We start from the raw sequence: 17,730 nt of genomic DNA on the forward strand, positions 1-17,730 counted from the left end.
ATGTGGTGGACCCGCCTCAAAGCGCTGATCATCAAGGAGCTCCTGGCCGTCTTGCGAGATCCGAAGGGCCGCATGGTGCTCATCGGTCCGCCGATCCTCCAGCTCCTGGTGTTCTCCTATGCAGCAACCCTCGAGGTCCGCAATGTCGACGTGATGGTGCTGAACCGTGACGCGGGCCGCTGGGGCTACGAGCTGATCCAGCGGATCGGCGGCGCGCCCACCTTCCGCAAGATCGAGTACACGCAATCGGTGGAGGCCTTGCACGACGCCATCAACCGTCAGCGCGTCATCGCTGCGCTTCACATCGGGCCCACTTTCTCGCGCGACATCGAGGCGGGACAGCCGGCGAACGTGCAGATCATCCTCGACGGCCGCCGCTCGAATGCGTCGCAGATCGTCGGCGGCTATCTCACCCAGATCATCGCGAGCCTGGCAGCCGAGACCCCCGCTGGTCGCCAGGCCGCTCCTGCTGGCGTCAGCGTGGTGGCGCGGAACTGGTTCAACCCGAACCTCATCTATCAGTGGTTCATGGTGCCCAATCTCGTCGCCAGCATCGCGCTGCTGATCGGGCTGGTCGTGACGGCACTTTCGGTCGCCCGCGAGCGCGAGCTCGGCACGTTCGACCAGCTCATGGTGTCACCGCTCCGCACGCACGAGATCCTCATCGGCAAGCTCACGGCGCCCATGCTGATCGGGCTCTTTCACATCACGATCTACATTCTGGCGGCGGTGTTCTTCTTCAAAGTACCGCTGCGCGGCTCGCTCGTTCTGCTCTACGGCAGCGCGATCTTCTACCTCGCGTCCGTGGTCGGCCTCGGCCTCTTCATCTCATCGCTTTCGAAGACCCAGCAGCAGGCCATTCTCGGCGCCTTCCTGTTCGTGGTGCCGGCGACCCTGCTCTCCGGCTTCGCGACGCCCATCGAGAACATGCCCGACTGGCTTCAGCCCGTGACGCTCATAAATCCGCTGCGGTATTTTCTGGTCATCGTGAAGGGCGTCTTCCTCAAGGACATCCCCTTGAGCGAAGTTGCGCGCAACACTCTGCCGCTGGCGCTCATCGCCCTCGTCACGCTGAGCGCGGCCGCGTGGCTCTTCCGCCGACGGCTCGAATAGGCGCGATGGCCGCCGCGAGATCAGACGTCGTCCTCGCCCGCCTGACCGCCCTCGCCCTCCCACCGGTTGAGAGCGCGGACCTCGCGCCGGTTGAACTTGAGCCGCACGCCGACGCCACCGCCATTCTCGGGAATGAACACGGCGCCGCCCTGCTCGAGCGAGGCCTGGAGCTTGGCCATGACGTCGGCGGATGGAATCTCGCGGCCCGTCTCGAAATCGGCGAGCGTCTCGATACTGACGCCGCTCTCTTCGGCCGCCTCCTCACGCGACCATTGGATCAGCGCTCGGGCAGCACGGCACTGCGGGCCTGTAATCGGCATGGCTCAGCTCTCCGCGTCTCGGAAATATTCGGCCGAGCATAACCCGAAGCGCCATAGGGCGCGATTCACGAGGGCGCTCATTCCGGAAACGGGAATACGAACAAATAGAGCGCCGTGAGCACGACTACTGCGAGCGCACACGAAATCAGCAGAACGCGCAGGTTCATTCTGCGCCGGTCACCCTGGCGGGCTTCTACAGTCGTCTTGGTTTCATGTTCTTCCAAGGTTTCTGGATTTGCCATGATGGCCTCCTGACTTTAGGGACCAACGCCGGCGCCCCCGGCAGGTTCCGGCATGGTTGCAGAAGGCAATCGGCAGGCCACTCATGCGGGCAGGGAGGTTGACGGAGGCGGCCGTTCGCTCGATGTTGCACCTGCGAACATCAACCCTCCGCTCGGCCTGCGCCCCGCCTCACCTGGCAGTGCGAAGCGAGCTCGACGAAGCCCCATTGAGAGACAGCGGGACCCATGGACAGCACGCAGTACACTGCCTTGCAGGGCCCTGGACCGACGTCGCGCGTGTTCTTCTCGCAACGCCTGCGGCTTCACTACGTCGATTGGGGCAACAGCTCCGCGCCGCCGCTCATCCTGCTGCACGGCGGACGCGATCATTGCCGCAACTGGGACTGGGTGGCGGAGCGGCTGCGTCAGCGCTGGCACGTCATCGCGCCGGACCTGCGCGGACATGGCGACAGCGAGTGGTCGCGCACCGGCACCTACAGCATGATCGGCTACATCTACGATCTTGCCCAGCTCATTCACCAGCTCAAGCTCGCGCCGGTGACGATCGTCGCGCATTCACTCGGCGGCAACATCGCGATCCGTTACTCCGGCATTCATCCCGAGAACGTCGCCCGCCTTGTCGCCATCGAGGGCCTCGGGCCTTCGCCGAAGAAACACGCCGAGCGCTACGGCAAGCCGATCGAGGAGCGCATGGCCACCTGGATCGAGGACCAGCGCAAGCTCGCCGGCCGTCTCCCGCGCCGCTATCCGACCATCGAGGACGCTTACGCGCGTATGCACGAGGAGAACAAGCACCTCTCGCCCGAGCAGGCGCGCCACTTGACCGTGCACGGCGTCAATCAGAATGAGGACGGCACGTATAGCTGGAAGTTCGACAACTACGTGCGCTCCTGGCCGCCCGATGACCTCGATATGGCCGATCTCGAGCGGCTCTGGTCGCGCATCACCTGCCCGACCATGCTCGTGTACGGCAAGGAGAGCTGGGCTTCCGACCCGCGTGAGGATGGCCGCATTCAGCACTTCAAGAACGCGACCGTCGCCCGCTTCGAACGCGCCGGGCACTGGGTGCACCACGACCGGCTCAATGATTTCATGGCTCTTGTCGAGCCGTTCATCGCGGGCAAACCCACACCGCAAAGCATCGCGGGCGTGGCCTGAGCACGCTGCACGAACCAACCAAGCGTCTACCGGAGACCCATGAGCACGACCGAAGCCGCCAGCGAGCGCACCTCTTCCCTCGACGATCCGATTGCGCCGCTCGCGCGCAGCGGCATGTCACCCGCCGAAATCGTCGCTGCTGTCGCCGCGGATGCCGAGATTGCGACCACACCCTGCGGCGATGGACGCCTCGTCTGGCGCCGCTGGGGCCGCGGTCGCCCGCTCGTGCTCGCACACGGCGGCTCGGGCTCGTGGACGCACTGGATCAAGCAGATCCCCGTTCTCAAGCAGCACTACGAGGTCTGGGCCATCGACCTACCCGGCCTCGGCGACAGCGCGATGCCGGCGCACCCGCACACCCCGGAAAGCAGCGGCGAAGCCGTGGCCGCGGGGCTCAAATCGCTCATTCCGCGCGAGCGCCGTGCGCACGTCGTCGCCTTCTCGTTCGGCGCGCATGTCTCGACGCACGCCATGGTCCGCCTCGGCGACTGGGTCTCGGACTTCACGATCACGGGCTGCGCCGCGCTCGGCTTCAAGCAGGGGCCCGGCATCGAGTTCCCGAAGGAGCGGAGCGGCATGAGCGAGGAGGAGCGCATGGGCGTTCACCGCGGCCTCCTCGAGATCCTCATGTTCAAGGAGAACGACCGCATCGACCCGCTCGCGATCTACCTGCAGTCGGAGAACATCCGCCGCGCCCGTTTCCGCTCGCGGCCCTTCGCCCGCACGGACGAGATCCGCGTGAAACTGCCCGAGGTCGTGGTGCCTGTTCGCGCGATCTGGGGCGCCGAGGACCAGACGGCGTGGCCGTCCGTCGAGGCGCGCTATGATGCCCTGCGCGACGGCCATCCCGAGCTCGTCACGCGCACCGTGCCCGATGCCGGACACTGGGTCATGTACGAGCAGCCGGCGGCCTATACGGCGGCGCTGCTGGAGGTTTTGGCCCTCGAGTGAGGGCCTGATCAGCGCCGTCTCGGGTCGCAGTGTTCGGAGGCCGTGCGGGCCACTCAATATTCGACGCCCGAACGCCCCCGGGACTTGCAAAGGGCGGGGCGGTCTGATACCCACCTGCGGCGAACGAGGAGGGGGTGGCCGCCGCGCGAAAGCCGGGCCGGCTGATTTCGTCCTTGGTTCCCATGCGGTCGTGGCGGAATTGGTAGACGCACTACCTTGAGGTGGTAGCGCTCACAAGGCGTGGAGGTTCGAGTCCTCTCGACCGCACCATATTGAAATCACTCAGCCTTTGAGAATTATATTGGGCGGCGCCGGATTGCGGCTGCCGCCCTTCTTAGGTCACGCACGTGACTTGAGCCCATTCATGTAGGCGCCGAGCCTCCGAAACGGCGGTTTGGCCGCGACGACATCGCGGAGCGCCGGCCTGAAACCTGGCGTGCGCCCGCTCCTCGTCCCGCCGTCCGTCGTGCCTCGGGGTGTCCGCTGCGCCTCGCGCAGGCCGATCTCCAGCCAGCCTGGGCACGTGCTCATGCAAACGCAGCACACCCACGAAAAAACCTGTTCGATCTCCGCCCCCCGGGGCCGAGACGATGTTGACAGAGCTTGCTGCCTCAAAAAGGGTACGGATCGAACATCGCAACCTTAGATTGCGATGCAGAGGCCGAGATCGGGCGGGACGGCCGTTGGGCCTGATCGTTCGACGAGTGAGTGGGGGTGTTATGCAGCATAGGGTTTTGGAGAGCACGAATTCATTCGCTCGCACGGAAATCCGCGAGCCAGTTGCTCCGCGATTGACGACAATCGTTCCGATTGGAACATCCGATTTCTCTTTCTACCGCCCTCGCCTCGAAGTCCGCAGCAAATGCGATCTCGGGGGAATTGAAACGATACTGGTGGACGACTGCTCGCCGCCTTCGGTCGCGGAGGAGATCAAGGCATTCTGTGCGGACAAAGGATTTCGCTACCTATCGACCGGCAGCAAAGAGTCCAATTTCTCGCTGTCCCGCGCCCGAAATGCCGGCATCTTCGCGGCGACGAGCGATTGGCTGTTCTTCGAGGATGCTGACGTTGTGTATCCAGCCTCGACATTGCAGCGGTTGACACAAGAGATTGAGCTACTCGCCGACACGCCTTTCAACTTCGTGTCCATGCCGACGATATATCTTGCCGAGGGGCCCTCAGAGAGCATCCTTGCCGCCGGCTTTCTATCGGAGCGCAAAGCCGCGAGCCTCGTATCGAAAATGCTCGTCGAATCGCCATTGGTCGATCCTAAGGGAAGCCATATCGAGCACTTTGTTCCCGCATCAGCGCTGATCCTCGTTCGCAAAAAGACGGCAATCGACGTCGGAGCGTACGACGAGGCATTCGGTAGTTGGGGCGGAGAGGACAGAGATTTCATTTACAGGCTTCTTCACGCCAATCCCCTGCTGGATCGACCGCCGTCGTTCTATGCGACCATCAACACCAACATGAATAAGATCAATGAGTACAAAGGGTGGCGCTCACTCTTTCGCATTCATGGCGACTACCTGGCGGCCAAAGGGCTCTATGCGTTTCACCTTCATCACCCCCCGCAGCAATGGAAGAGTCTCGCAAGCACCAAGACCAACTTTGATCTGGCTGCCCAGAAAGCAGCCGATATCGCAAAATCGAACCTCGCCATTCCCTACACAAATCCAGACGCTCCTCCGGATATTATCCTGGGCCTGAACCCCCATACTGCGAACCCTCAGGTCTATTCAGCGCTCAAGAACCCGTGCGTTGTGCCGGAGAACGGCTCCGTTCCGCCGGCTGAATTCGCGCGCTCGCTCATCGAGAGATCCCCTGCGCGCGTCATTTTCTGGAATCCCTACGGAACGGAGTGGCGGCTTGCCGTCTACCGCGAGTTGGAGCGCCAGGGCGTGAAGACGATCGTCTGCGAGCGCGGCGCGCTGCCTCAGACACTCTATTTCGACGAGACGCTATCCATCACCAGCCCCAGCTACGACGAATCCAAATGGGACAGACCCAACACGGATGAGGAAGAGGAAGCGGTCGCCGCATACATCGATGAGTTGCGCTTCGGCGATGCGGCGCTCGAAAGGCAAAGCGATAGAATTGGCGCTTCCTTGCTCCGTAACTCACTTGGCATCCAACCCACGATCAAGGTGCTGTTCGCGCCCCTTCAGCTCGAAACCGATACAGTAACGGTGCACTTCTCCAAACCGGGACACTCGTATCAGGATTTCGTCCGAAATCTGCGTCAGCTATCTCTTCGCCTTCCGACAGGCTGGGTTCTCGCCTACAAAAATCATCCGCTCAGTTTGACAAAAGCAGAAATGCCGAGCGCCATCTGCCTCGACAAATACCATATAAATGATGCGCTGGAAGCGTGCGATGCCGTAGCCGTGTTCAACTCAGGGACCGGGCTTCTCTCCATGGCGTTCGAGAAACCGACATATTATTTCGGCCAGACCTTCTACGGCATTGATAATGTCAACGAGCCATTTATCTCACTACCTCAGATGCGGCAGTCCCTCAAAGATCTTCCGATTGTCGATAATACAAAAGTCCGTCGCTTCTACCGCTACCTCACGAAGGAATTCTATTGCTTCGCCGATTGGAAGGTAGAAAGGAAACAGGCACAGAACGGAAAAGCGCTCGTCGCAAAGGTCAATTATCTTTATTATCACAATATCCGCATCCCCGGCCGCCCGCCGATCAGCTTTCCGCCGCCCACGCGATTGTCTCGGGATTCCATTCTTATGGACCGGTACAGGGCCGCGCCATCAACAACTTCTCCTGCGGGCGCCGTAGTTCCCGTGCCCGCACCTCCCAAAAAGAAAGCGAACGTAAGCCCGAATGCCAGCGCACTAAATTGGGGCCGGTTTCGAAAATCAATTCACGGCGCGGCAATCCTCGCACTCAGCAGCTCTCTCAACGAACGCGACCGCCAGCGGCTCGCGGCCGATCCCGTCGACTTCTTCAAAAAGGCCAAGTGGGGGCCCAATCGCCTATTTGGCCGCCTTCTGCTCGACCGATCGCAGAGGCCATACTAGGGCCCGCACACGCGGTAGTTCCATTGAGGGCCAACTACTCTGCGGCCCTCACATAGGGTTTCGCGCGCCGCACAGGGGCAATGGGCCTGAGACTTTCGCCAGCGGACGAATGTTACTTCTGCGGGGATCGAACCGCGGGAGCGAGCGCATGCGAAGCAGTGTCTTGATTGGCTTGGCGATCACGTGCATGGCCGACGCCGCGCAGGCCGCCTCATCAGCAGACCGATCCGGCACCCGCCATCGCATCTACTGCAACAATGGTGGGTGCTACGACATGCGCATGTCTCGCTACGTCGACAAGTCGGATGTGTTCAGGTCATCGTTTGCGCCCGAATTCTCTTACGCCATCAGCATCCGCCCGATGTCGACCTCTCACCCATCAAGCCGACGGCCTCAGCGCGGGCATCGACACCGCTAGAGATCCGCAGCCGATCCGAAGTCGCGCGGTCGAGCCGGATCAATGCTATGGGAGTCCCCGAGATCGTCGATCACGCCACAGCGGAGTGCCGGCTTGCGCGCGCAGAAAGACAATTGGGGTTCTGAAGCCCGCATCGGCATGTTCATCGTCGGCAACGAGGCGGTGCCGGAAGCTGAGTGGTGGGCCATGCTTCCACCGAACGTTTCGGTTCACGCCGCCCGCGTGACGGCACGTGCGCCATGGGCGCGCTGGCGCGAAGACGGGACGAGCGTCGATCTCGAAATCGACGTGGCCCGAGGGTGCCAGCAATTCGGCGCCATGCGCCTTTCCGCCGTCACGATCGGCCACACGTCCAGCAGCATCGTCGGCGGAAAGGGCTGGGACGAAGCCGCGGTCGTCGCCCTCTCCGATGCCCTCGGCTCGGGGCCGGTCGTCACGACCAACGGTCTCGATAGCCTCGCGGCATTGCGCGCGTCCGGCGTGCGACGGCCGTTCCTCGTTCTGCCACCCTGGTTCGGCGATGAGACAGTCAGCGCGGGCGTCCGCTACTACACCGATCACGGTTTCGAGCCGGCGGCGCACCTGCGCTATGATCCAGGCCCCAGGTGGCGCCACCTCCCGCCCGGCGAGCTCTATCCGCGCGGCATGGGCTTCGAGCAGGAGATCGAGCCGCTCTACGCACAGATCAAAGCCGGCTGTCCCGACGGCGCGGACGGCGTCCTGATCGCCGGAACTGGTTTTCGGTGCGTGGCCATCCTCGAAGCCCTCGAGCAGAATCTCCAGCGCCCGGTGCTTTCGGCCAACCAGGCGAGCCTCTGGCACTGCCTCAAACTCGCCGGCGTGCGCACGAAGATCTCGGGATACGGAAATCTCTTCGCGCTGTGAGCACCATCTGCGCCGCGCGCCCCATGTGGATCGCAGAGCACGCCGCCTGAGCCGCGACGATGCGGTGCTCAAGCTGCGTTGCATGTACGGGTGGCCCGCATTTGCGTTGTTGCAACGAGCGGGGTTGCCTCAGTAAAACTCAATAGGCAGAGAATAGTACTATGGTCGTCTACCTGGCCGCCCCGCTGGCAGGCTCGGTGGGCGGCTGGCTGCTGATTTCTCAGAAGACTCAACCCTTTGGGAGGAAGAATATGCGTATTACTCACGTGGCCGCGGCCGCGATCTTCTGCGCGCTCGGCTTCGGTGGGGCGGCCAATGCCGCCGAGGTCCGCCTGATGACGGGCCCGCAGGCCGGTTTCTGGGTGCCGCTCGGCGGCCAGCTCAAGGATGCCTGGGAGAAGGCGGTCCCGGACCTCAAGATCCAGTCCCTGCCGGGCGCCGGCATCGCCAACATCCGCGCCATTCAGGAAGGCAAGGCCGAAATCGGGTTCGGCAACACGATCACGACGGCCGATGCCGTCGCCGGCACCGGCGAAGCTCCGCTCGACAAGAAGCACGACAAGATCTGCAACGTCGCGACGCTCTATCCGCAGTACTTCCAGATGGTCGCGAACGCCGATGCGGGCGTGAACACGCTGAAGGAGGTCAAGGGCAAGGGCTTCGCCACGCAGGTGAAGGGCAACACCGGCGAGCTGATCGCGCGCCATGTGCTCCGCGTCACGGGCTACACCTACAACGACGTCAAGGCGAGCTTCACCAACAGCTACACCGACAGCGTCGAGCAGATGAAAGACAACCGTATGCACGTGTTCGCGCTCGGCACCGGCATTCCGGCGAGCTCGATCATGGACCTCGCCTCGGCACGCGATATCAAGCTGATCGACATGGCCGAGATCTACGAGCCCATGCGGAAGATCAACCCTGCCTACAAGCTCGTCACCATCCCCAAGGGCACCTATCCGAAGCAGGATAAGGACGTGCAGGTGATCGGCTACTACACCCACGTGGTCGCTGCCTGCTCGCTGCCTGAGGACACCGTCTACAAGATGACGGCCGCGGTGCTCGGCGCGAAGGACGCGATGTCGACGATCTATAAGGAAATCACCAAGCTGACGCCCGAGATCATGGCGCAGGACATCGGCGTGAAGTTCCACCCCGGTGCCGCCAAGTGGTACAAAGAAAAGGGCATTGCAGTTAAGTAAGCTCACGCAAGGTGAGTTCTCCGGGGCGGCCGCAAGCCGCCCCGGTTGCGTAAATGCACACAAAGAAGACCCTCGGGCGGGAAACACCAAATGACCTCGAGCACGGCCGCGCGCAACTTGCCGCGCCAGCTGGCGGCAGCCGTCGCCCTCGCGATGGCGCTCTACCATATCTACGTCATCATCCCGCCCATGGACTTCATCTCACCCTCGCTGCGTGAGGTGTTCCGCGGGCCGCCGACGGACTACATCTTCCGGGCCATTCACCTTCTCTTCGCGCTCGTCCTGACGTTCATGTACTACCGGCTGCGCTCGCCGACCGACGACGAGCTGTCGATGCTGCTGCCGGAGCAGCGGGCCGAGCTCGAGCGGAAGGCGCAATCGCCCTCGCTGATGGATTACCTGCTGATCGCGGCCAGCATCGCCGCCGTCGGCTACATCTTCGTCTATTACGACTACATCATCGACCGCATCATCTACGTCGATGACATGACCTGGACGGATATCGTCCTCAGCGTCACGCTCATCGTGCTCGTACTCGAGGCCACCCGACGCGTGATCGGCCCGGCGCTGCCGCTGACCTGCTTGGCCTTCGGCATCTACGCCTACTTCTTCACGCGCATCGAACCCATCCGCTTCATCGATCAGCTCTACCTCTCGACCGAAGGTATTTTCGGACAGCCGCTCGCGGTGTCCGCCTCCTACGTCATGATCTTCGTGCTGTTCGGCGCCTTCATGGAAAGAACCGGCACCGGCCAGCTCTTCATGGACTTCGCCATGGGCATCACGGGCCACACGGCCGGCGGCCCTGGCAAAGTTTCGGTGGTCTCGTCCTCGCTCTTCGGGACGATTTCGGGGTCCGCCGTCGCAAACGTGATGGTCGATGGCCCTATTGCCATTCCGCTCATGAAGCGCACCGGGTTCAGGGCGCACTTCGCGGCAGCCGTCGAAGCCGTGGCCTCGACAGGCGGACAGATCATGCCGCCGATCATGGGTGCAGCGGCGTTCGTGATGGCCGAGTTCCAGGGCGTGAGCTACCTGCAGGTCGTGGTCTGGGCGGCGATCCCCGCAATCCTCTACTATGTGTCGTGCTTTGCAGCCGTCCACTTCGAGGCAAAGCGGCAGGGCCTTCTCGGGGTGCCGCGCTCACAGCTTCCTGTGATGCGCGAAGTTCTCGTGTGCCGCGGTCATCTCTTCATTCCCGTCTGCTCGATCCTGTTCGTCATGTACTCGGGCTACAGCGCGCCGCTGGCGGCATTGAGCGGAACATTGCTCTGCTTCCCCGTTGCGTGGTTCGGCCCCGTCGTGCTGCTCGTGCTGCCGGCACTCATGGTTATCTCCTATCTCGTGCCGAGCGTGCCGACGATCATTCCCGAGGTGTTCGGGTTGAACGCTCTGGTCGAAGCGGCCGTGCTCACCGGCATCATCCTGCTCTGGATGCGGGCCGTGCGCAGCAAGATCATTCTGCTGCCGATCGAGCTGCGGCCGATCATCGACGCCTTGATCGACGGTGCCCGAAATACACTGCCCGTAGCGCTCGCCTGCGCGGCAGCCGGCATCATCATCGGCATTGTGATCCTGACCGGCCTCGGCATCACCTTCACGCAGTGGGTGGTCGGGATCTCGCAGAACATCCTGATCCTGGCCCTGCTCCTGACGGCGATGGCCGGCATCGTCCTCGGCATGGGCATGCCGACGACACCCGCCTACATCATCATGGTGGCCCTCATGGTGCCCGCCCTGGTGAAGCTCGGCGTCGTCACGCCGGCGGCACATATGTTCGCCTTCTACTTCGCCATCCTCTCGGCCATCACGCCGCCGGTGGCGCTCGCCGTCTTTGCCGCCTCGGGCCTCGCCAAGTCCAATCTCTGGTCGACCGGATGGGCCGCGGTGAAGATCGGCGCGGCGGGTTTCATCGTGCCCTTCATGTTCGTCTATGAGCCTGCGCTCCTGATGATCGGCGACTGGCCGTGGATCATTTGGCGATTGATCGTGTCATGCGTCGGCATCGCGCTCCTCGCTGGCGGGCTCCACGGCTACTTCCTGAGATGGATGCCGAACTGGCAGCGCGCCGTCGCCATCATCGCGGCCTTCTCGCTCGTGGTTCCGCACATGATCGCCGACATCGTCGGTATCGGCTTGGCGGCGGGGCTCATCGCGCTCCAATACTACACCCAGCCGGAAGCGAAGCCGGCTTCAGTGGGCGCGGCCGCTGCGGACTCATCGCGAGAGAGCTAGGTCTGAGCAACAAGGCCGGCAGGCTCAGTCCTGCCGGTCGAACTCCGCCGCAATCGCCGGCGCATCGAGCCGTTTCGTCAGCTCGTCGTGCACGTTGCACAGCGTCACCTTGAGGTAGCTCTTCAAGGTGGGGAAGTCCTGTCCGCGCAGGCTCTTGTGAATGGGCATCAGCGCGAAGTACGCCTCGGCGAACGGTTCAGGGATATCCATGGCGCGCTTTGGTGGATGGAGGCCGATGCGGTCGAGACTCTCGGTCAACGACGCGCGCAGCTCGCGCCAAGTCGGCTCATCGAGCGCCGCCGGAACGTCCCAGCGGTCGAAAACCGAGAGCGTGAGGTCCGATACTCCCCTGACCACCGCCTGTCGCTCGAGGTTCGTCGTCTCCTGCAGCACGACGGTCGCGACCTCACCGACCATGGCGAGCCCGATCGGATAAGCGCGCCAACGTGCAACCTCGACGGCGCGTTGGAAGCCTTCCTCACCGAAGAGCACCTTGGAGTAATGACCTGCGCGGGCGCGGGCATACTCGTAGATGCCCTTCTGCGCGACGAACGCAGCATTTGCGTCGATGAACTCGGCGAGCTCGTCCCGCTTTCGTATCGGCGACGGACGCCGGAAGAGCTTCGTCAGGATGTTCATCCGGTTGCCGACCTGCTCATTCCACAGCCCTAGGACGAAAGTATAATAAAAGCGCCCGAGCAGCCGATGTTAGCCTTTGCACACCGATCACTCAATGGTGATTGCCGATTCGGCGCGAAGACCGAACGGAGAGACCGGTACGGGGAGGTGCCGCCATGGGCAACCGACGATTCCTCCTCACGCAGTCCTGCACGTGATCACGCTCAGGAGGAAACTCACTCCATGCAGAGCTCCAACGACGAAGCCCACTGGTCGCGAACCAGGAGCCTGATGTTCACGCATCTGGGGATCTGGTTTTTCTTTGGTTACATCATCCACATGTTCGTCAAACCCCTGAACAGCATCATCATACCTGTTCTGGGTTTCCCGCTCGGCTTCTACATGGCCGCGCAAGGTTCGCTGATCGCTTTCGTGGTCATGCTTTTCATCTTTGCCCGCCAGCAAGACCGCATCGACCGCGAACACGGCGTCGCGGAAGACGACTGAGGGGGCGCATATGGCAACACAATCAGAAGCTAATGCCGCGTTCTATAAGAACCTCGGCCGCATGTATGGTGCCTATACCGGCACCTTCCTCGGTTTCGTCGTCCTGCTAGCTATTCTCGAGCAGGTCGGCGTACCCAACAAGATCCTCGGCTACCTGTTCGTCTTCTTCACGCTCGCCGTGTACGCCCTCATCGGCGTCATGACGCGCACGGCGCAGGTTTCCGAATACTATGTTGCAGGCCGCCGCGTCCCGGCGCTCTACAACGGCATGGCGACAGGCGCCGACTGGATGTCGGCGGCTTCATTCGTCGGCATGGCGGGCACGCTCTTCCTGCTCGGCTATGACGGCCTGGCCTGGGTGCTCGGCTGGACAGGCGGATACGTGCTCGTGTCGATCCTTGTCGGCCCGTACCTGCGCAAGTTTGGCGCCTATACGGTGCCCGACTTCATGGCCTTCCGGTTCGGCGGCAATTTCACCCGCTTCCTGGCCGTGATCGTGCTGGTCTGCTGCTCCTTCACATACGTGACGGCGCAGGTGTTCGGCACAGGTATCATCGCCTCGCGCTTCCTCGGCATGGACTTCACCGTCGCGGTCTACGTGGGCCTCGCAGGTATCCTGCTGTGCTCGATGATGGGTGGTATGCGCGCGGTGACCTGGACGCAGATCGCTCAGTACATCGTGCTGATCGTCGCGTACCTGACACCGATCATCATCCTGTCCACGCAGAAGTATGGACTGCCGCTACCGCAGTTCACGTACGGGCAGGCGATTGCCGACATTACCGCGCGTGAGCAGGAGATGCTGCGGACGGGGCTCGCGACAGCGGCCGGCTTGAAGCCTCACATCGAGCCGTTCATCAACTACTCGCCGCTGAACTACTTCGGCATCATCTTCTGCATGATGTGCGGCACGGCTTCGCTTCCCCACATCCTCATGCGCTACTTCACGACGCCGAGCGTCCGTGAGGCGCGCCAGTCGGTGGCGTGGTCGCTGTTCTTCATCTTCCTTCTCTACTTCTCCGCGCCGGCCTACGCGGCGTTCTCGAAGCTCGAGGTGTACACGAACATCATCGGCCGCGACGTGACCGCGCTTCGGCCATGGCTGTTCACCTGGGGTGAGCTCGGCCTCATCCAGATCTGCGGCAAGAACGCCGTCAATCTCGATGCCGCCATCGCCGCCTGTAAGGCCATTGCCGGCCATCCGGGCGTCGTCCGCTTGCAGGACTTCGTGATCAACACGGACGTGATCGTGCTCTCCACGCCGGAGATCGCGGGCCTTCCCTATGTGATCTCGGGCCTCGTCGCTGCCGGCGGTCTCGCGGCCGCGCTCTCGACCGCTGACGGGCTCCTGCTCGCCATCGCGAACGCGCTTTCACACGACATCTACTACAAGATGCTGGATCCCAATGCGCCGACGTTCCGGCGTCTGCTCGTCGCCCGCATCTTGCTGCTGGTTGTCGCTGTGGCAGCGGCATACACCGCGTCGCATCGACCTGCGGATATTCTGGCCATGGTCGGCTGGGCGTTCTCGCTCGCCATGGCCGGAAACTTCCCAGCATTGGTGCTGGGTATTTGGTGGAAGCGCGCGACGACGTTGGGCGCGATATGCGGCATCATCGCCGGCTTCGGGCTCTGCGTCTTCTATCTGGTGGTGACCCGATACTTCCCCGGACATGGCGTCACGTACTTCGGCATGACGTCGCTGCTCAATCCGGTGACGGGCGCCCCCATTGTCGATGTCGCCAAGGCCATGGCTGCGCCCAATGCCTTCGACACCTGGGTCGCACTCACGGGGCCGAATGCCCATCCGCTGGCCAACCGTGTCGGGTGGTTCAACCTCAACAACATCAACTGCGGCCTGCTCGGGATGCCACTCGGCTTCCTGGTCATCTACGTCGTCAGCCTCGTCACACCTGCCCCCTCGAAAGAGATGCAGGCGTACATCGACGAGATCCGCAAGCCGCGCGGCGACACGATCCTTCAGGAAAAGTCCTGATCCTGGATCGACACTACAAAGGAGCGGGGCCCACTCGGGCCCCGCTTTCTTTGTCTCTGTGGCCGACAGGCCTTGTCGAGGCGTTCCGTGGCCGCCAATATGTGGCCGCAACGAGCGAGGGCACACGGACGTGAGCGGCGGGTCGCTTTATTCCTACTGGTACTTTCACCTGCCGAACTTCGTTCTGGCGGCTCTCATGTACACGCTGCTCGGCCGCGTGCTGTTGGGCCTGATCGTACAGCCCGACTCGAGCAACTACATCTGGCGCTTCTTCTGCAGGATCACCGATCCGGTCGTCGCCGCCGTTGGGGCCGTGACGCCGAAAGACGCAGCCCCCGTCGTCGTATGGCTCTTCGGTGTCGTGTGGCTGTTCTGGCTGCGCGTGCTGCTGCTGCACGCGTTCCTCTATTTCGGCGCTCTTCCGCGCGTGACCTGAGGAGCCAGCATGGACCGCCAATACTACTACATCGCCATCGCGTTCTTCGGCATGATCAACGGCCTCTTCAATCAGGTCGCGCTGTTGTTCGCCGTCCTCCACATGCAGATCCTTGCGCCGGCGCTCCTTTTCGGCAGCACGGGCCTCACGCTGATGTTCTCGTCGTTGATGGTCTCGACCGCCACCATCATCCTCGGCGGCATCCCTGCGGCGATCTACGAGCGCATCACCGGCACGGGAGAAGAATCGAGCGAGGTCTCGCTCTGGATCTGGCTCGCCGGCACCGCGCTTCTGACACTGCCCGCGGTCGGCAACTTCTTCGCGATCGGCCTTTAGGCTTCGCTGAAACGCGACACACACACTTGTGACGCGAGGGCAACTTGTAGATCCTGCGCGGCGACGGTAGCATTGCTGCAGTGCACAACCAGGACCGTTGCCATGGACGAAATGCGCCACATTGCCTTCGAGACGGTAATGCGCGCCTGTGGCTTCGGCTCTCTCGCCATCTTCTGCATCATGATCGGGCTCTCATTCGAGCCGCGCCTTTCCTTCCAGGCGGGCGGCTCGCTCACGCTGATCATGGTCGGCGTTCTCGCCTACAAGGCGCGCGAAGCGCCGACGAAGCCCTATCGGCGCACCGAGATGTGGCTCTATCTGCCGGAGGAACTGCGGCCGCCCGCGCGCTCGGCGCAGCAGACGGTGTCCGTGATCATGCGCGAGACTTACCTGACATTCGCGTATTGGAGCGCGATGATCGCCCTCGTCATGTGGTCGGTCGCGCTGATTTTTTCGTTCCTTGGCCTTTAGGCGCGCACTTACTGACGTTGGGCGCGCACGCTCGCGTAGAACCATTCCGGTCCACGCTGCTCGAGCCAGATCACGTCCTCGATCAACGGGAGCGCCTGCTCGAACGCAATCCCGAGCGCATCGCGATCGGCCCACACGACACTTCCCATGATGTTGCGGCCATCAACGAGCCGGAGTGTCACTTCATCACCTTCGAAAGGGACGAGACCATCGGCGAGCCGCACCTGCGCGCCCGACGTCGAGACATCCATGAGGCTGCCGGAAAGAGCGCCCCACTGCGTCGCGAGCGCGACGCGCTCGGCGTGATCGTGGCGGACGGCGGCGCGCCGATCGGCCGGCTGGCCAGTCGGACCACACTGATGATCTGTACCATTCTGGAACATGTCGTTACCGGGCTTTCACTTCCATTAAGAATGCGTGAATGCCCGGACACCTATGCACAAAGCCTGCCAATCCGCGCTGACGCCCGACGTCAGCGGTCACTTCGGCGCTTCTTGCGCCTGCCTCAGCGGCAAGCCCCGGCAGCCTTGACCTGAGGCGCCAGATGCGCGGCAAAAAGGGCGTGCCCGCCCGCGCCAAAATGCTGCCCGTCCGGCAAGCGATGCCCACCGGCGATCCTGCCGAGATTGTCGAGCATGACGACTTTGATGCCGCGCGCGCTGGCACGCCGCCGGATCTCGGCGATGTTCGCCGCCCGCTCATTGCCACGCCCGGAACGCTGATCGTTGCCGCCGGGCTGCAGGATGAGCACGCGTGTGTCTTTGCCGAGCACTCCATTCATCCGCGTCAGCATCTGTCCCGTAGTGTTGCCGGCGACGCCCGCATTGAGAACGCGGACGCGGCATCCCTGAGACTGCAGCAGCCGCTCCAGTTGCGCCGGAAATGCCTGGCCGGGATTCACGCCATCAGGCGTGCTTCCGCGGCCGCGACCAATGGTGTTGCTGGCGCCGAGGGCGACCACCTCAGCCGCCTGAGCGGCCGATCCCGCGCCAATGCAAAGCAACAAAGCTAGAAGGCCCACCCGTCCCATATATCCCTCCCATGAACCGACGCCCCCCGGCGTCTGCCAGGGATCTTAGCATTCTCGCCAAGGTCTGTTCAGCCCGTGGCCGGCGAGGCGCTCCTGGCACGAATGGCCGTCGAGGAAAGATCAGAGAGGGGTGCGGTCAGGAAAACCCAGGCCGGTGGGCGCAGGAGGGGGAGCACGGCCGCCTCATATTCCGGGATGCGCTGCGCCGCAAAGCTCTGCGCAGCGATCGACGACAGGGCTTTCATCCGCCAGCCCGGTCGATCCACGACCGCAATCGGCATCAGCGTCATGATCTCGCGCCACTGCCGCCAGCGATGGAACTCGGCGAGGCAGTCGGCCCCCATGAGCCACACAAAGCGCGCGCGCGGCCGCCGCTGGCGCAGAAATGTGAGCGTCGAGATCGTATAGGGCGAGCTGAGATCGCGCTCGAAGCCCGTGACCGTGATGGCGCGCGATCCGACCAGCCTGCGGGCCGCTGCGATACGCGCGTCGAGCGGCGCAGGCGCGCCCTCGGCCTTGAGGGGATTGCCGGGCGTTACGAGCCACCACACGCGCGCGAGACCGAGGCGCCTGATCGCCGTCTCGCTGATCTCGACGTGCGCAGCATGCGCCGGGTTGAACGAGCCACCGAGCAGGCCGATAGCCGCGTCGCCCGTGTCGGGAGGGAGAGATGCCGCGAGCGAACCGAAGCCGGCGCCGGGCAGAAGTCGGCGGGACGCGGCTGCGGCGCTCATATGGTGTGCGCCGCGACGCTTCCGCCGCGGCTCCCTGGGC

Annotated in this window: 19 protein-coding genes and 1 tRNA gene; 13 read left to right on the top strand and 7 right to left on the bottom strand. The window is 63.1% G+C overall.

What is annotated here, in order from left to right:
- Positions 1-1,113, top strand: a complete 1,113-nt coding sequence (locus CS1BSM3_RS10330; protein WP_072386964.1) for an ABC transporter permease — start codon at positions 1-3, stop codon at positions 1,111-1,113.
- A gap of 20 nt (positions 1,114-1,133) precedes the next feature.
- Here the strand turns inward: CS1BSM3_RS10330 and CS1BSM3_RS10335 are convergent, their stop codons facing one another.
- Positions 1,134-1,433, bottom strand: a complete 300-nt coding sequence (locus CS1BSM3_RS10335; protein WP_072386965.1) for a helix-turn-helix domain-containing protein — start codon at positions 1,431-1,433, stop codon at positions 1,134-1,136.
- Positions 1,434-1,510: 77 nt separating this feature from the next.
- Positions 1,511-1,675 carry a hypothetical protein gene (locus tag CS1BSM3_RS28230; protein WP_174263670.1) on the bottom strand — a complete coding sequence of 55 codons (165 nt, stop codon included), beginning with the start codon at positions 1,673-1,675 and terminating at the stop codon, positions 1,511-1,513.
- Positions 1,676-1,900: 225 nt separating this feature from the next.
- Here CS1BSM3_RS28230 and CS1BSM3_RS10340 point away from each other — a divergent pair, with 225 nt between their 5' ends.
- The 3 genes from CS1BSM3_RS10340 to CS1BSM3_RS10350 all read left to right on the top strand — a co-directional run bounded on the left by CS1BSM3_RS10340 (position 1,901) and on the right by CS1BSM3_RS10350 (position 4,054).
- A complete protein-coding gene (locus tag CS1BSM3_RS10340; protein WP_072386966.1) occupies positions 1,901-2,833 on the top strand; it encodes an alpha/beta fold hydrolase in 933 nt (310 codons plus the stop codon).
- Between the two features lie 39 nt (positions 2,834-2,872).
- Positions 2,873-3,784 (top strand): alpha/beta fold hydrolase, encoded by a 912-nt coding sequence (locus CS1BSM3_RS10345; RefSeq protein WP_083528495.1) that lies wholly within the window; start codon positions 2,873-2,875, stop codon positions 3,782-3,784.
- Positions 3,785-3,968: 184 nt separating this feature from the next.
- Positions 3,969-4,054: transfer RNA gene (locus CS1BSM3_RS10350), tRNA-Leu, on the top strand.
- 69 nt (positions 4,055-4,123) lie between these two features.
- Here CS1BSM3_RS10350 and CS1BSM3_RS10355 read toward each other — a convergent pair.
- Complete coding sequence (locus CS1BSM3_RS10355) at positions 4,124-4,315, bottom strand: hypothetical protein (protein WP_072386967.1); 192 nt, start codon at positions 4,313-4,315, stop codon at positions 4,124-4,126.
- A gap of 260 nt (positions 4,316-4,575) precedes the next feature.
- Here CS1BSM3_RS10355 and CS1BSM3_RS10360 point away from each other — a divergent pair, with 260 nt between their 5' ends.
- From CS1BSM3_RS10360 to CS1BSM3_RS10375, 4 genes are all read left to right on the top strand, one after another.
- Positions 4,576-6,822, top strand: coding sequence for a glycosyltransferase (locus tag CS1BSM3_RS10360; RefSeq protein ID WP_072386968.1), 2,247 nt, complete (start codon positions 4,576-4,578; stop codon positions 6,820-6,822).
- A gap of 511 nt (positions 6,823-7,333) precedes the next feature.
- On the top strand, positions 7,334-8,125 hold the full coding sequence (locus CS1BSM3_RS10365; RefSeq protein WP_072386969.1) for a maleate cis-trans isomerase family protein: 792 nt from the start codon (positions 7,334-7,336) through the stop codon (positions 8,123-8,125).
- A gap of 251 nt (positions 8,126-8,376) precedes the next feature.
- Entirely contained in the window at positions 8,377-9,327 is a 951-nt protein-coding gene (locus tag CS1BSM3_RS10370; protein WP_072386970.1) for a TAXI family TRAP transporter solute-binding subunit, read from the top strand.
- A gap of 90 nt (positions 9,328-9,417) precedes the next feature.
- Positions 9,418-11,562: a TRAP transporter permease gene (locus CS1BSM3_RS10375; RefSeq protein WP_072386971.1), complete on the top strand. Its 2,145-nt coding sequence runs from the start codon at positions 9,418-9,420 to the stop codon at positions 11,560-11,562.
- A 24-nt stretch (positions 11,563-11,586) separates the two neighbouring features.
- Here the strand turns inward: CS1BSM3_RS10375 and CS1BSM3_RS10380 are convergent, their stop codons facing one another.
- Complete coding sequence (locus tag CS1BSM3_RS10380) at positions 11,587-12,201, bottom strand: hypothetical protein (protein WP_072386972.1); 615 nt, start codon at positions 12,199-12,201, stop codon at positions 11,587-11,589.
- Positions 12,202-12,423: 222 nt separating this feature from the next.
- Between CS1BSM3_RS10380 and CS1BSM3_RS10385 the strand changes: the two genes are divergently transcribed.
- From CS1BSM3_RS10385 to CS1BSM3_RS10405, 5 genes are all read left to right on the top strand, one after another.
- Complete coding sequence (locus CS1BSM3_RS10385) at positions 12,424-12,687, top strand: DUF4212 domain-containing protein (RefSeq protein ID WP_072386973.1); 264 nt, start codon at positions 12,424-12,426, stop codon at positions 12,685-12,687.
- Positions 12,688-12,697: 10 nt separating this feature from the next.
- Positions 12,698-14,683: a sodium:solute symporter family protein gene (locus CS1BSM3_RS10390; protein ID WP_072386974.1), complete on the top strand. Its 1,986-nt coding sequence runs from the start codon at positions 12,698-12,700 to the stop codon at positions 14,681-14,683.
- A 130-nt stretch (positions 14,684-14,813) separates the two neighbouring features.
- Entirely contained in the window at positions 14,814-15,119 is a 306-nt protein-coding gene (locus CS1BSM3_RS10395) for a YggT family protein (protein ID WP_072386975.1), read from the top strand.
- Between the two features lie 9 nt (positions 15,120-15,128).
- Complete coding sequence (locus tag CS1BSM3_RS10400) at positions 15,129-15,455, top strand: hypothetical protein (protein WP_072386976.1); 327 nt, start codon at positions 15,129-15,131, stop codon at positions 15,453-15,455.
- Positions 15,456-15,557: 102 nt separating this feature from the next.
- Entirely contained in the window at positions 15,558-15,926 is a 369-nt protein-coding gene (locus CS1BSM3_RS10405) for a hypothetical protein (protein WP_072386977.1), read from the top strand.
- Between the two features lie 8 nt (positions 15,927-15,934).
- On the opposite strand, the gene CS1BSM3_RS10410 is transcribed toward CS1BSM3_RS10405, so the two are convergent.
- From CS1BSM3_RS10410 to CS1BSM3_RS10420, 3 genes are all read right to left on the bottom strand, one after another.
- The gene (locus tag CS1BSM3_RS10410) at positions 15,935-16,309 is read right to left on the bottom strand and encodes a PilZ domain-containing protein (protein WP_072386978.1); all 375 of its coding nucleotides are present in this window, start codon (positions 16,307-16,309) and stop codon (positions 15,935-15,937) included.
- A 122-nt stretch (positions 16,310-16,431) separates the two neighbouring features.
- The gene (locus tag CS1BSM3_RS10415) at positions 16,432-16,887 is read right to left on the bottom strand and encodes a GDSL-type esterase/lipase family protein (RefSeq protein ID WP_244540475.1); all 456 of its coding nucleotides are present in this window, start codon (positions 16,885-16,887) and stop codon (positions 16,432-16,434) included.
- A 137-nt stretch (positions 16,888-17,024) separates the two neighbouring features.
- The gene (locus CS1BSM3_RS10420; protein WP_083528497.1) at positions 17,025-17,690 is read right to left on the bottom strand and encodes a nicotinate-nucleotide adenylyltransferase; all 666 of its coding nucleotides are present in this window, start codon (positions 17,688-17,690) and stop codon (positions 17,025-17,027) included.
- Positions 17,691-17,730 lie beyond the last annotated feature (40 nt).

It is taken from the genome of Hyphomicrobium sp. CS1BSMeth3 (assembly GCF_900117415.1).
Lineage (GTDB): Bacteria > Pseudomonadota > Alphaproteobacteria > Rhizobiales > Hyphomicrobiaceae.

Bases quoted from the DNA above. Each gene is read 5' to 3' on its own strand.
- CS1BSM3_RS10330 (WP_072386964.1), top strand. From the start codon at position 1: ATGTGGTGGACCCGCCTCAAAGCGCTGATCATCAAGGAGCTCCTGGCC.
- CS1BSM3_RS10335 (WP_072386965.1), bottom strand. From the start codon at position 1,433: ATGCCGATTACAGGCCCGCAGTGCCGTGCTGCCCGAGCGCTGATCCAA.
- CS1BSM3_RS28230 (WP_174263670.1), bottom strand. From the start codon at position 1,675: ATGGCAAATCCAGAAACCTTGGAAGAACATGAAACCAAGACGACTGTA.
- CS1BSM3_RS10340 (WP_072386966.1), top strand. From the start codon at position 1,901: ATGGACAGCACGCAGTACACTGCCTTGCAGGGCCCTGGACCGACGTCG.
- CS1BSM3_RS10345 (WP_083528495.1), top strand. From the start codon at position 2,873: ATGAGCACGACCGAAGCCGCCAGCGAGCGCACCTCTTCCCTCGACGAT.
- CS1BSM3_RS10355 (WP_072386967.1), bottom strand. From the start codon at position 4,315: ATGAGCACGTGCCCAGGCTGGCTGGAGATCGGCCTGCGCGAGGCGCAG.
- CS1BSM3_RS10370 (WP_072386970.1), top strand. From the start codon at position 8,377: ATGCGTATTACTCACGTGGCCGCGGCCGCGATCTTCTGCGCGCTCGGC.
- CS1BSM3_RS10375 (WP_072386971.1), top strand. From the start codon at position 9,418: ATGACCTCGAGCACGGCCGCGCGCAACTTGCCGCGCCAGCTGGCGGCA.
- CS1BSM3_RS10380 (WP_072386972.1), bottom strand. From the start codon at position 12,201: ATGAACATCCTGACGAAGCTCTTCCGGCGTCCGTCGCCGATACGAAAG.
- CS1BSM3_RS10385 (WP_072386973.1), top strand. From the start codon at position 12,424: ATGCAGAGCTCCAACGACGAAGCCCACTGGTCGCGAACCAGGAGCCTG.
- CS1BSM3_RS10390 (WP_072386974.1), top strand. From the start codon at position 12,698: ATGGCAACACAATCAGAAGCTAATGCCGCGTTCTATAAGAACCTCGGC.
- CS1BSM3_RS10400 (WP_072386976.1), top strand. From the start codon at position 15,129: ATGGACCGCCAATACTACTACATCGCCATCGCGTTCTTCGGCATGATC.
- CS1BSM3_RS10405 (WP_072386977.1), top strand. From the start codon at position 15,558: ATGGACGAAATGCGCCACATTGCCTTCGAGACGGTAATGCGCGCCTGT.
- CS1BSM3_RS10410 (WP_072386978.1), bottom strand. From the start codon at position 16,309: ATGTTCCAGAATGGTACAGATCATCAGTGTGGTCCGACTGGCCAGCCG.
- CS1BSM3_RS10420 (WP_083528497.1), bottom strand. From the start codon at position 17,690: ATGAGCGCCGCAGCCGCGTCCCGCCGACTTCTGCCCGGCGCCGGCTTC.